We start from the raw sequence: 13,663 nt of genomic DNA, 5'->3' as shown, positions 1-13,663 counted from the left end.
ACAAAGTGCGGCTGACCGCTGCATGGTTAGTTTCTATTTATTGAACTCGTTCATGGTTAAGTCTGCACCAACGGTGACATAGCTTTGCACCATTTTTACACCCTGATCAAGAATAAAAGGTAGTTCTTCTTTTTCTTTGGAGGACCATTCACCCAGAACATAATTGATTTGTTGCCCGGCGTGAAAGTCATTACCTATCCCTATGCGAATTCGTGGATAATCGCGTCGTCCCATTTTTTCTTCGATATCCTTCAACCCGTTGTGTCCACCGGAGCTTCCCTTTTTTCGCAAGCGACAGACGCCAAAATCAAGGTGAATGTCATCGACAAGGACGAGGATCTGATCGGGTGATTTCAGGTTTAGTTTTTGGCCCCAGTACGATACAGCTTTACCTGCGCGGTTCATAAACGTTGTTGGTTTTAGAACGTAAACAGAACGGCCCTTGATTTTGATTTGTGACAAAAACCCATGTCGTTCATCTTCCCAGTGGCCTTTGTAATTCCGGCTCAATTGATCTGCTACGAGAAACCCCACATTGTGGCGGGTATCTTCATATTTGGAACCTGGATTGCCCAGCCCGATGATTAAAAATTTTTTGTGGTTCATATGGTGTATTTGCTTATGTTTTAACTTCTGACAATGATGCTGTAATTTATGGAAACTTTGATCCTGCAAATCACGTTTTACACCAGTGGAAGTCTGAGTAAAAAAATTTGTTTTGATTTTACCCGCTATAGTAAGGATTAACTCCTTATTTTTGTTATACTTCTATATGTATTTCATAATCAAATGAACGGTATATAATTCCGGTTCAATTTAGGATGGAGGTTTTTTTAGTCAAGATGACTACCTGATTTCCAATAGTAAAAAGTAAAATAGTTCCTATGTTTCACAAGAGTATCTTTCAAGGAAAGATAGAGTTTGATAATCCACGAAGTTATTCAAAAGGATTGAAGATGTTTCGTCACCGTGTGGATAACTACCATAAATCCATTGAATTGATTTTTGAGGAAGAAGAGTTGTTTAGTGAGGAGACCATGACAATGGAAATTCCCAGAACGGTTATAAATGTGACAGAAAAAGCCTGGAAAACCACCGTTAGTTTACTCACATACACGGCTCAATTTGCCATTTCAGGGAATATTGGTGCCTGGATGATCGAGGATGGAAACCTAATGCATTTTGCCTGGATCGAACCCAAAAGCGATAAGGCAGTAGTAAAGAATTACCAGGAAGGGAAAAAGTTAAGTAAAGTAGAAGGGAAGGAAGAGGAAGCCATGGACTTGTTGTCTACTGCTATTGAACTGTATGATAAACATTCCCAGGCTTACGAACGTCGCGGGTATCTAAACTATATCCTTGAAAAATTTCATGATGCGGAACGAGATTTTACGAAAGCTATAAAGTGGGATGAAACGAACGCCGCTGCATATCTCGGACGCGCCCGACTCAAAATGAAACGCAAAGAATATGACGAAGCATTGAAAGATCTGGAATTGGCGATCAAGTATTCACTGGCTTTGCAGGATATTCACTGGCATGCCCGACGTCTTAAAGCAGACTCTTTGATGCATCTGGAAGATTACAAAAAGGCGGAATTCGAATTACGGTTTTTCAATAAACGTGATTTTGGCCCGGAAAGCCGAAATAGCCGTCATGTGAAGGCTTCTTTATTTAAGTATGCGTTGGTACTGAAAAAACTGGATAACCACAAAGGTGCCCTGGATGCACTCAAAGACGCCTTAAAAATTGATTCCGAAGGACAAAAGTATGTCACGGACGGCGATATTTACCTGGAAATGTCTTTAAGCAAGAAAGAATTGGGTAAAAATGGCCATCTCGCTGATCTGAAACGGGCTGTCAAACTGGGGAATAAACGGGCCAAAGGCATCCTGGACAATAGATAGACCCGTAGACAAAAGGTGCTACTGTTTGTCCCCCCTTTCTAGGGAGTTGGATAAAAGAAATGCAAAAAGGAGCAATGTCTCGAAGAAATAGTTGATCCTTATAGATCGTTTGGTAACAATGAGAATGATATGGCTGATTTGTGGAATTCTGTTGTATGGATGTGGGGCATCCCAGCAGGTAGGTCGTGTGGAGAAGAGTCCGGATATTCCGCTTGCCAAATGCCTGGCATTGTTCCAGGAGGGGGATTGGAATGAGACATTGAAGTGCCTTGACCTTATTAAAGAATCGGCCCGGGATCAGTCCTATTTTGACCTCAAAGGGTCTACCCTGCTACGACAGGATAAACCCCGACGAGCTTCCGAGGCTTTTGAAAAAGCGCTTGAACGGGATACTACCCGTCAAAACCCATACTTGTATGTGAAATGGGGAGAAAGTCTCTGGCAGAATCATGAATTTTTAGAAGCCGGAAAAGCAATGGGCACCTATCTTGACCTGGTAGCGAATCCAAAACCCGAAATAAAAAATCGACTGGCCTATTTTATAAGAAGCGCCACGGTGGCTGATAGTCTCTATAGGGTACCGCGACAGTTCTATCCGAACCCGTTTTCTGCTGCTATAAATACCGATAATCATGAACTTGGAATCAGTATGACATATGATCGTCGAAATTTGATCATCACCCGGCGAGCGGATCAGGAGGATCTTTATGAGAGTCAATGGCGGCAGGGTCAATGGCAACCGGCGCGACCCATGGACATATTCAACACCCCGGACAATGAAGGAGCAGCTGCTATTTCAGGCGACGGTCACTTGCTCGTATTTACTGCTTGCAATCGGCCCCAAGGCGTGGGATCATGTGACTTATACTTTTCCCGGTTAAGTGATACGGGATGGACCTCCCCTTCGTTAATGCCTGATATTAATACCCGCCATTGGGATTCTCAGCCCACTTTATCGCCGGATGGCCGGGTGATTGTATTTAGCAGTGAGCGCCCGGGTGGTTATGGCGGCAGAGATCTGTGGCTGTCCGTGTGGAGGGAAAACAGATGGATCCAACCGATCAATCTCGGCCCGAAAATTAATTCACCGGGGAACGAAGAAAATCCATTTTTACATGCCGATGAGTATACTTTGTATTTCACTTCAGATTATTGGCCAGGATTTGGCGGACGTGATTTGTTTATGGCGCATCGGTTGCATGGAAATCAATGGTCAAAGCCTGTCAACCTGGGGTATCCGATCAATAGTCTACAAAACGAAGAAGGCGTGTTTATTGAGTCATCAGGGCAAACCGGATATTTTTCCTCCGCACGAAATGGGCAGTTTGATTTGTATTCCTTTGAGGTAGATCGTGCCATACAGCCACGCCCCGCACTGCTTTATAAAATGATCGTCGTTGATTCGGCCACCCTGAATCCACTTCAGGGTTTTTCAGTACAGGTATATGATAAGACTCAAAATGAATTGGTCCGCAGTAGCGTGACAGATTCCGAAGGGCATACCGCTTTTCTGATCAGCGGGAACCGGACCTATGGTATTACTGTGTCTGGAAAGGATTATGGAATTTACTCCTACAAGAAAATCCTGGAGCAAAAAATTAACCAAGATATAACAGATACCATCCAGATGGCACCTGTACAGGACGAGAGAACGATTATTTTGGAGAATGTACATTTTAGATCCGGTGAATCACAATTACTCGAGTCGTCTGACGTAGAATTGAATGAGTTGGCAGACTATCTGCTTAAAAACAGGAAATTAACCATCATGTTGTGGGGACATACAGACAGCGTCGGCCAGGCTTCGGATAATCAGATTTTATCTCAGGAACGTGCGGAAGCCGTTAAGTCCTTTTTGGTGAGGAAAGGCGTAGCACCCGGACGGATCGAAGCTCGGGGAATGGGCGAATCACAACCTCTAACCACCAATGAGACCGTGGAAGGACGGCAACGAAATCGCAGAACAGAAATAAGAATAATTACGAATGAGTAGAAAACGAAAAAAGAAACGGACGGTCGAAGGAACGGTTGTCGATATCGGAGCGAAAGGGATGGCCGTCAGCCGGACTCCGGAAGGGGAAGTGTTTATGGTACGCGATGCCGTCCCGGGTGATCAGGTGTCCGCTTTGTTGACCCGTAAGAAGAAAGGGGTGTGGATGGGCCATGTCCAGGAATTTTTGCACTTCTCTGAAGATCGGACAGACCCCCCATGTCGTCATTTTGCCCATTGCGGCGGATGTAAATGGCAAAATTTAACCTATGATCGTCAAATCGAGCTCAAAGAAAAGACGGTCAGAGACGCTATGCAACGCATTGGTGCACTTGAGGTCGAATTATTTTCACCCATCCTGGGGTGTGAAGAGATATACAGGTATCGCAACAAACTGGAATTCACTTTTTCCGACCAACGCTGGCTCACGGAAGAAGAGATGAACAGCGATGACCGCATTGAAGAACGCCGGGCTTTAGGCTTCCACAGACCGGGTCGTTTTGATAAGATATTGGATATTGACGAGTGTTTGTTACAACCCGAACCATCCAATGCTATTCGCAACTTCATTAAAGAAAAAGCCATCGAAGCAGACTTAAGCTTTTTCAATCCGCGGAGCCAGCGCGGGTTTTTGCGGAATCTGATGATTCGGACGACCGAGACCGGCGATTTGATGGTCGTACTGATCGTCAAAGAAAATAACGAAGAAGCGATACAAAATTTGCTTTCTGCCGTTGACAAAGCGTTCCCTGCCATAACTTCACTCCAGTATGTCATCAACCCTAAAGCAAATGATAGCATTTTTGATTTAGAAGTGCATCTTTTCAAAGGAGAAGCATACATTACTGAGGAGTTGGGTGGAAAGCATTTCCGGATTGGACCGAAATCTTTTTTTCAGACCAATACGCGACAAGCCCGTCGATTGTACGACCAGGTGCTTCGTTATGGCGAATTTTCTAAATCGGAGACGGTTTATGATTTATACAGCGGCTTGGGAAGTATTGGAATTTATATCGCTGATCAGGTCGGTCGTGTGATTGGCGTCGAAGAGGTAGGAGAAGCTGTGGAGTGGGCGCGTGTAAATGCAGCGATTAACCGGGCTGAGAATTGTGATTTTTATCAGGGGGATGTCCGGGCAGTGTTGTCTCAGAAGTTTATAGATCAGCACGGCGTGCCGGACACATTGATCGTAGATCCTCCGCGAGCAGGCCTGCACCCGGATGTTGTTGAATTTATCGGTCAGCTTGAACCAAAAAAAATAATATACGTTAGTTGTAACCCAGCTACACAAGCCAGAGATCTGGCGGTATGGATGGATCGATATGAATGTAAAGCCATGCAGCCGGTGGATATGTTTCCACATACCAGCCACATAGAAAATGTGGCGTTGCTGCATATAAAAAATGTTTAAAATGATGGCAACTCACAAAGAAGAAGTAATACGCGATTTTCAAAACCAATACGGGCGGTTTAAGCCAATGCTTGGGGAAGCACAGAAGGTGATACTGGACAGTGCTGTATCGGAATTTCCAGTCTTCGTTTTTTCAAAAACTTTGCCCGAGTTGGGTGTGCAGTTGTATGAATCCATCGATCAAAAGCAGGATTGGTATGTACATGCTACATCGCTGGAAGAGTTGGTGGCCAAGAATGTAGTGGATCCTTCCCGGATAGAGGATTTTAAAGAAGTTTACAAAGATCCATCTTCTTATTTCTGTATCCTGCTGTTGGATGGAACTGTGGCACAATTCGCGTTTCCGCCAATCCAGGGAATGCCTTTCTCGGATAATTAGAATATAGAAGGAGGCTGGAAGTTTTATCTTTCGATCAGAGCTCCGACACTTTATCTCATTACTTAACCACAGGTTATTTTACAATTATGAAGATTCTCATTATTGAGGATGACCCGACCCTGAACAAAAACATCAGCGAAGCACTTTCGGGCGAAGACCATGTCACAGAAGTCGTATTTGACGGTCTGTTGGCAGAACGAATCCTTCGTAAAACGACTTTCGACTGCGTGATTATGGATGTAAACCTGCCTGGCATGACTGGGTTTGATTTGTGCCGCGAGTTCAGGTCATTCGATGCAGTAACTCCGGTGTTGATGTTAACAGCATTTGGTGAACTGGAAGATAAAGTAAAGGGTTTTGGCTGTGGAGCAGATGACTATCTGACCAAACCTTTTTTTATGCGGGAGTTGATAATGAGAGTAAATGCCTTAACCCGGCGAAGTCGGAATAACATTCATGCACCCGGTCAACACTCAACAATAAAAATCCATGATATCGTTATTCAGGACGGTCAGAAAAAGGTCTTTCGACAAGACGAAGAGATTGCACTTACTCCCCGGGAATACCAGATACTGCTGATGCTGTGCAGGCACAAGGGGGAAGTCGTCTCCAAAAAGGATCTCATTAAAGAAATATGGGGAAGCTCTTTTGAGGCAAATACCAACATCGTCGAGGTGTACATAAATTTTTTACGAAACAAACTTGATAAGCCATTTGGCAAAAACATTATAAAAACAAAAGTCGGCTACGGGTACTATCTTGAGACAGAATGAAAATAAGGAACAAAATACTTGTTTATTTTTCGATCACGGTCATCGTACTGTCCGCCATCTCTTTGACCGTTATTTACGTATTGTTTTCTGAGTACCGGGAAGAAGAATTTCAGCAGCTTCAAAGTAAAAAAATAGAATATACCATTGGGTTGATCGCGGAGTTCAAAGAGATGAGCGAAGAACTTGCACTTATGCTGGATGCGCAGGATATCCATGATTTTTATGATGAAAAATTACTCATATTCGATAGCCAAAAGAATTTGATATTCTCCAGCCTGGACTCCTTGCCCATTCACCAGACGACCAGTATACTCACGAAGCTGTCCCCAGCCAGGCAATGGGTAGAGACCAAAGAAGGCGACTATGATCTGGTGGGAGTTTATCGGGAAAGAGACGGAAAGTCGTATTATGCCATTAGTAAAGCATTGGACGCTTTTGGTTATTCCAAGTTGTATTTTTTGCGAAATGTCATTATTGCGATTTTTGTCGCCATTTCGGTGATCGTGATCTTGTTGTCGCTTTATCTGTCCAACATTATTTCAAAACCGATTAAACGACTGGCAGACCGCATGAACCGGTATGACCTGGCTAGTGAAAATATTTCTTTATTGACACCAGACACCTCTTCTTTTGAACTGAACCACCTCACCGAACGGTTCAATGATCTGTTGAAAAGAACTCATGAAGCTTTTGCCTTTCAGAAAAATGCGATACATCATATTTCCCACGAGCTGAAGACCCCCGTGGCGGTCCTGGTTTCCGAACTGGAACGCACCAAGTCGTACGCAGATATTGATGAAATGAAAGCCGTGCTGGATGTTCAGATTAAAAACACCAAGTCATTGGGAGAGATTATTAATACTTTTCTGGAGATCTCCAAATTTGAATCCGGAGAACAAACCCATACCTCGGAAGTACGTATCGATGAGGTTCTGTTTGATATTGTTCAGGAATTGCAATTGATATATCCTCACTTTCGGTTTGATATTAACTTTTTCCCACTTAAGTTTGATGACAATCGGCTGAGCTTGCAGGCCAACAAGATGCTCATCAAGCAAGCGTTTCAGAATCTTATGATCAACTGCATCAGCTATGGAAGTGAACCCAATGCACAACTACTTATTGATTGTTCCCAAGCTAAAAGACTCCTTATTTCCATTTCCAATATCGGCCCTCCCGTCACGCCGGAAGAGGTGCCTCACCTATTTAAACATTCCTTTCGGGGGCGCAACAGTGAAGGAAAGGTTGGGTTTGGACTGGGACTGGTTCTGGCTAAAAAGATTATGGATTACCACCAGGGGACGATAAGCTATTCCAATCCTGCGAATGATCTCAATGTGTTTAAAGTTCAGTTCCTTTGAGGGTTCAAACCAGGAGCATTTAACCCGCCAAAGTTCAACACCACCCAAAATGGGGCTATGTAATATGCCAATTTTGGAATCCAGCCATTGATGTACTGCATATTATGCATTGCAATAGATTGACGGGGTGAATAACGCGGGTTAAGCTAAAATTTATCCATATTAAGCCAATTTTAAGGTCGTTGTAGTGACTTTTGTGTCTCATAAGCACAATAGTTAATCTATGTCATTAGTAAAGTTGGCAGCATCTCTATTATTGATTATGTATTCCGCTTCTTTAACTGCGCAGGATACATTGGTATTGAATCACAGCGAAAGTGAAGCGCTTTTTCTAAAGGAGAATTTGCTCCTTATGGCCGAGCGACTGAATATTTCTCAAGCGGAAGCTCGGGTGGTCCAGGCCAGACTATGGCCCAATCCTGCGTTAGAAATAGATGAAGTTAATCTGTGGGCGACAAAGCGACAGTTGGCCGTTTTTGGTGATGAGTTACAAGGTTTCAATGGAGGAAGGTTAGGTCAAAACCAACAGTTTGGTTTTTCGGTTGAGCAACTGGTGATGACCGCAGGAAAACGAAAGAAATTAGCGGCGCTCGAATCAGTCTCAGTGGAACAGTCACGCGAGTTTTTTGAGAATCTTTTACGGAATTTAAAATATGAATTTCGGAGCCTTCTAACACGTCTGCACTACCTGCGTCTGACCGCTGAAGCCTATCAGAACCAGCTGAACTCTGTTAAGCAACTAACCCAGTCATATCATCGACAAGTTGAGAAAGGCCATGTGACAAAAGGGGAATATGTCCGGTTGAAAGCATTGGAACTTGAAATTGGAAAAGGCAAGAATGACCTGGGAATAGAAACAGAGAAAATCAAGAAGGAATTGAAGATGATGATGCGATTGCCTGCATCCGTGCAGCTGACCATCGAGCCGGAAAGATACTTAAATAATGAACAGCCCGTGGGTGCGGTGGATTTGAGTGAACTCATCACTCAGGCAAAGGAGTTTCGACCAGATTTCAGATTGGCACAGCTGGATATGGCTTATCAAAAAAGAAAACTGGACTATGAGCAGGCCCTGCGAGTGCCAGACGTCACACTTAAGATGGGATACGATCGGGGAGGGAACTTTATGTACAATTTTTTTGGCTTTGGAGTAGCCATGGATATTCCGGTGTTTGATCGCAACCAGGGAAACATCCAGCAGGCTCGAATTGGCATAGAACAATCCAAGCTGCATGTTCGGCAAAAAGAATTGTCCCTGGAGAATGAGGTCGTGCTCGCATATCATAATCTTCAGCAGTCCATTGATTTTTATACCGACATAGACCCGGATTTTGATGAAGCACTGGATGCGACTCTGGATGGTTATACCCGAAATTTTCTAAATCGAAATATTACCCTGCTGGAATATTTGGATTTTCTGGATGCTTACCTCGAAAACAAAAAAATCCTTCGTGATGCCCGGCATGCAATCATAGAACGGGTGGAAGAACTTAACTACCTCGTCGGAGTAGATGTTATCCAATAAAAATCTTTGATAAAACAGAACTCAATTAATACGTATAAAAGAATAAGATAATGAGAGAATTTCTGCTGTGGATTTTGTTAGGAACAGGAGGACTGCTCATCCTGGCATGTGAGGAACAGACCCCGGATCAACCGGTCGAAAAGCTAGTTTATTGCCTGGATGAGTCGTTTAAGGATAGGGTTGAATTGAAGCAGGTGGTCTTGCAACCGGTTACAGAAGGCATCCCATTGACCGGTGTCGTAGAAGCTAACCCCGACAACGTAATTCAATTTGTCAGCCTGGTTGGTGGTGTGGTAACCAAAACCTATTTTTCATTAGGTGACCGGGTGAGAAAAGGGCAGGTGTTGGTGGAATTGAAGAGTGCCGAACTGAGTACTCTACAGGCTGAATTGAACAGTCTTAATGCCCGGTTACAAGTTGCTGAAAAAAAACTGGAGTCGGTCCAATCCATGTATGAGGATGGAATTGCTACCGCAAAAGATCTGATGGAAGCGGAAGGCGATGTGGCAATTTACAGATCAGACCAGCAAAAGGTGAAGGCCCATCTTGATCTGTTCAGTGCCAGTGAAAATGGGGATGTTTTTCAGATTAAGGCACCTTCTTCAGGCATTGTGATTGGAAAAGACCTCGTTCCCGGAACCCGGATATCAGCCGATGGCGGGGTGCTGTTTACCATTTCTGATTTGAGTGAAGTATGGGTCATGGTCGATATATACGCTACAAATGTACGGCACATTGAAAATGGAATGAAAGTAGATGTTGCCACACTCTCTTATCCAGACACCATCTTCCACGGGACCATCGGTGCTGTTTCCCAAATTCTGGACAGCGAAGCAAAAGTATTAAAAGCCCGGATTGTGATGAGAAACGGAGATCTTATATTGAAACCGGGAATGCTGGTTGATGTGATTGCTCTCAAGGACAGAAAGATGGAAGCAGTTGGAATACCTACTTCGTCGATGGTATTTGATCACAATAAAGATTTTGTTGTAGTGCACCGTAGTGATTGTGATATGGAAATCAGGGAAGTGGACGTCCTATCATCCAACAATGGAACCACTTTTATTTCAAAAGGCCTGGAAGAACATGAAAGCATCATTACCCGGAACCATTTACTGGTTTACGAACAGATTAACAATTTGTCGAAATGAAAAAATTTGTGCAGGGAATAGTAGCGTTCTCATTAAAAAATTCCATCATTGTTTTTTTCCTGACTTTCCTTTTGGTGGTGGCAGGTATCGTGAGCTATGTGAACACCCCGATTGAAGCTTTTCCGGATGTGACAAACACCCGGGCCCGAATAATAACGCAGTGGCCGGGAAGAAGTGCTGAAGAAGTCGAAAAATTTGTGACGCTTCCGCTAATGAAGGAAATGAATACCATTCCTAAGAAGTCCGATGTACGATCCATTTCATTGTTTGGGCTCTCTGTGGTTACCGTGATTTTCGATGACGATGTGGAAGACTTTTATGCTCAGCAGTATGCTGCCAACCGGCTGCAGGGGGTTGATTTGCCGGACGGTGCAGATGCCACCATTGAGCCACCCTATGGAGCTACCGGTGAAATATTCCGATACGTGTTGAAAAGTGATCGACCCATTAAAGAGCTCACTGCTATCCATGATTGGGTGATTGAGCGGGAACTGGTGTCGGTACCAGGTGTCGCCGATGTTGTCAGTTTTGGGGGGGAAGAAAAAATCTATGAAATAAAAATCAACCCCACCGAATTGGCGAACTATAACCTGTCGCCCCTGGAAGTTTTTGAGGCTGTATCAAAAACAAATATTAACGTGGGTGGAGATATTATCGAAAGAGGCAGCCAGGCTTATGTCGTACGAGGAGTAGGTTTGCTTGAAAGTGTGGCAGATATCGAGAATATTCTGATCGAAGTGCGAGGTACGACCCCCATCTTGGTAAAGCATGTGGCTCAGGTTGAGATTTCAGCGAAGCCACGCCTGGGTGTGGTCGGACTCCAGGACGATGAAGATGTCGTGCAGGGTATAGTTGTGATGCTCCGGGGAGAAAACCCCGACGAAGTGATCTACCGGCTCAAAGAAAAAATCATCGACCTCAATGACCGGATCTTGCCCGAAGATATACAGATTGAGCCCTTCATTGATCGTACCGAGCTGGTGGATGCAACCGTAAATACGGTGTCGACCAATATCGTGGAAGGGATATTGTTGGTGTCCATCATTGTATTTGTTTTTCTCTTTAACTGGCGGACGACCATCATCGTAGCTTCAGTCATACCGCTATCGTTCCTTTTTGCGATTGTCATGCTTCGGGTTCAGGGATTGTCAGCGAACCTGATCTCAATGGGTGCCATCGATTTCGGTCTTTTGCTGGAGGGGACCCTGGTTGTTGTTGAGTCGGTTTTTGTGGCGCTCGACCGTAAAGCCCGTCACCTTGGAATGAAACGGTTCAACCGGATCAGTAAAATGGGGATCATTAAAAGGAGTGCAGGTAGTGTGGCTACTTATATTGTCTTTGCGCAGATTATTTTAATAGTGGCATTGATGCCTATTTTTTCCTTTCAGAAGGTAGAAGGGAAAATGTTTTCACCGTTGGCGTTTACGCTGGCATACGCGTTGCTGGGATCCTTGATTCTTAGCATTACTTATGTACCCGCTCTGTGCAAAGTTATGTTAAGAAAGAATGTGGTAGAGCGAGAAAACGTTGTTTCGAGGTTTTTCAAAAAGTCACTTTTTAATCTTTTTTTACTGAGCAGTCGTCGTCGAAAAGTGACTATTTTTGGATTCATAGCACTGTTGGCTGTATCTATGGCCAGTTTTGCATTTTACGGGTCGGAATTTATTCCCAAACTCAATGAAGGCGCTTTGTATGTGCGAGCGACTTTACCCAATAGTGTTAATCTTGATGAGTCAACCCGCCTTGCCCGGGAGATGAAAGCTAAGTTACGGGAATTTGATGAAGTGAAGTTCGTTCTGAACCAGGTGGGACGACCAAATGACGGCACCGACCCCACGGGGTTTTTCAATATCGAATTTCATATTCAGCTGCATCCGGAAAAGGAGTGGAGCAGAAAAGTTCACAAGGATGAACTTGTCGAAGAGATGCGTATGGTGCTGCAAGCTTATCCGGGTATAGCCTTTGGATTTAGTCAACCCATACAGGATAACGTGGAGGAATATGTGGCGGGAGTGAAGAGCTCACTGGTGGTGAAGATTTTTGGTGAAGATCTTTTTCAGTTGGAAGAATATGCTGATCAGGTGGCGGATGCCATCAAAGACGTTGAAGGCATCGAAGACCTCAACGTGTATCGTAATATTGGCTTGCCCGAACTTCGCATCCAGTTGCATGATAACAAGTTGGCTCGATATGGTGTGGATATTGCGGATGCTCAGGCCGTGGTTGAAATGGCGATCGGTGGACGGGCGGCGACCTCATTTTATGAAGGAGAACGCATGTTTGATGTGCGGTTGCGGTTTGAAAAGGAATACCGGGATACCGATGAAAAAATCGGTAATATACTGATTCCGACTGCTGCTGGTCAGAAAATACCCCTGAAAGAACTTGCAACCATCAGTTATCTGACCGGACCGGCGTTTATATACCGGGAAGGAAGCAGCCGCTATATCGCTGTAGGATTTAGCATAGAAGGAAGGGATTTGGGCAGTACTATAGCCGAAGCAAAAAAGAACGTAGAAGAAAAAGTGAATATTCCGGCAAGAAATGAAATCGTGTGGGCCGGCGAGTTTGAAAGCAAAGAACGCGCCAGTAAACAGTTAGCTTTGATTGTGCCCGCCGTATTGTTGTTGATTTTATTTTTACTGTATTTCAATTTTGGGACGGTAAAGGATACATTGATTGCAGCGAGCACGATACCATATGCTTTTGTCGGGGGATTCATCTCCCTGTGGGTGACGCAAACCATTTTTGGTATATCGGCAGGGATTGGGTTTATCATTCTTTTTGGCGTAAATACCATAAACAGTATCATTCTGATTGCTGTGATGAAGGAGAATATGCGAAAAATGAACCTGCGCGAAGCTATCTCGAGCGGAGTTTACAGTCGGATCCGTCCGATCGTGATGATTGCACTCATGGGATCCACCGGTTTGCTGCCTGCTGCACTTTCTACAGGGATGGGATCGGAGATACAAAAACCGCTGGCTATTATGATCGTGGGTGGATTGCTGATATGTATGATCTTGTCCCTCACGGTCTTGCCCCAGGTGTTTTATTGGGCGTATAAAAAGTCTGATCGCGGTAAGACCAAAGCGCGGCCCGTTCAGGAGGCTTAAAATTATCCAGAATTTCATTATATAGGGATGGATCAAGGGTGGATATTGGC

10 protein-coding genes are annotated in these 13,663 nt (G+C 44.2%); 9 read left to right on the top strand and 1 reads right to left on the bottom strand.

Annotated elements, in window-relative coordinates; all coding sequences use genetic code 11:
• Positions 1–33: 33 nt before the first annotated feature.
• Positions 34–606, bottom strand: coding sequence for an aminoacyl-tRNA hydrolase (gene pth / locus KUV50_RS07975; RefSeq protein WP_222579596.1), 573 nt, complete (start codon positions 604–606; stop codon positions 34–36).
• A 278-nt stretch (positions 607–884) separates the two neighbouring features.
• On the opposite strand from pth, the gene KUV50_RS07970 reads away from it, so the two are divergent.
• From KUV50_RS07970 to KUV50_RS07930, 9 genes are all read left to right on the top strand, one after another.
• A complete protein-coding gene (locus tag KUV50_RS07970) occupies positions 885–1,907 on the top strand; it encodes a hypothetical protein (RefSeq protein WP_222579595.1) in 1,023 nt (340 codons plus the stop codon).
• Between the two features lie 118 nt (positions 1,908–2,025).
• Positions 2,026–3,900, top strand: a complete 1,875-nt coding sequence (locus KUV50_RS07965) for an OmpA family protein (RefSeq protein ID WP_222579594.1) — start codon at positions 2,026–2,028, stop codon at positions 3,898–3,900.
• Positions 3,893–5,308 (top strand): 23S rRNA (uracil(1939)-C(5))-methyltransferase RlmD, encoded by a 1,416-nt coding sequence (gene rlmD / locus KUV50_RS07960; protein WP_222579593.1) that lies wholly within the window; start codon positions 3,893–3,895, stop codon positions 5,306–5,308. Before KUV50_RS07965 ends, rlmD begins: the two co-directional genes overlap by 8 nt.
• Position 5,309: 1 nt before the next feature.
• Positions 5,310–5,687 (top strand): hypothetical protein, encoded by a 378-nt coding sequence (locus tag KUV50_RS07955; protein ID WP_222579592.1) that lies wholly within the window; start codon positions 5,310–5,312, stop codon positions 5,685–5,687.
• Positions 5,688–5,773: 86 nt separating this feature from the next.
• On the top strand, positions 5,774–6,460 hold the full coding sequence (locus KUV50_RS07950) for a response regulator transcription factor (RefSeq protein WP_222579591.1): 687 nt from the start codon (positions 5,774–5,776) through the stop codon (positions 6,458–6,460).
• Positions 6,457–7,821, top strand: coding sequence for a sensor histidine kinase (locus tag KUV50_RS07945; protein ID WP_222579590.1), 1,365 nt, complete (start codon positions 6,457–6,459; stop codon positions 7,819–7,821). Before KUV50_RS07950 ends, KUV50_RS07945 begins: the two co-directional genes overlap by 4 nt.
• Positions 7,822–8,044: 223 nt before the next feature.
• A complete protein-coding gene (locus KUV50_RS07940) occupies positions 8,045–9,346 on the top strand; it encodes a TolC family protein (protein ID WP_222579589.1) in 1,302 nt (433 codons plus the stop codon).
• Between the two features lie 50 nt (positions 9,347–9,396).
• Entirely contained in the window at positions 9,397–10,497 is a 1,101-nt protein-coding gene (locus KUV50_RS07935) for an efflux RND transporter periplasmic adaptor subunit (RefSeq protein ID WP_222579588.1), read from the top strand.
• Entirely contained in the window at positions 10,494–13,613 is a 3,120-nt protein-coding gene (locus KUV50_RS07930) for an efflux RND transporter permease subunit (protein ID WP_222579587.1), read from the top strand. Before KUV50_RS07935 ends, KUV50_RS07930 begins: the two co-directional genes overlap by 4 nt.
• Positions 13,614–13,663 lie beyond the last annotated feature (50 nt).

It is taken from the genome of Membranihabitans marinus (assembly GCF_019802045.1).
Classification (GTDB): domain Bacteria; phylum Bacteroidota; class Bacteroidia; order Chitinophagales; family Saprospiraceae; genus Membranihabitans; species Membranihabitans marinus_A.
The sequence above is the reverse complement of the archived record's forward strand: the minus strand, read 5'-3'. Positions and strand labels throughout refer to the sequence as shown.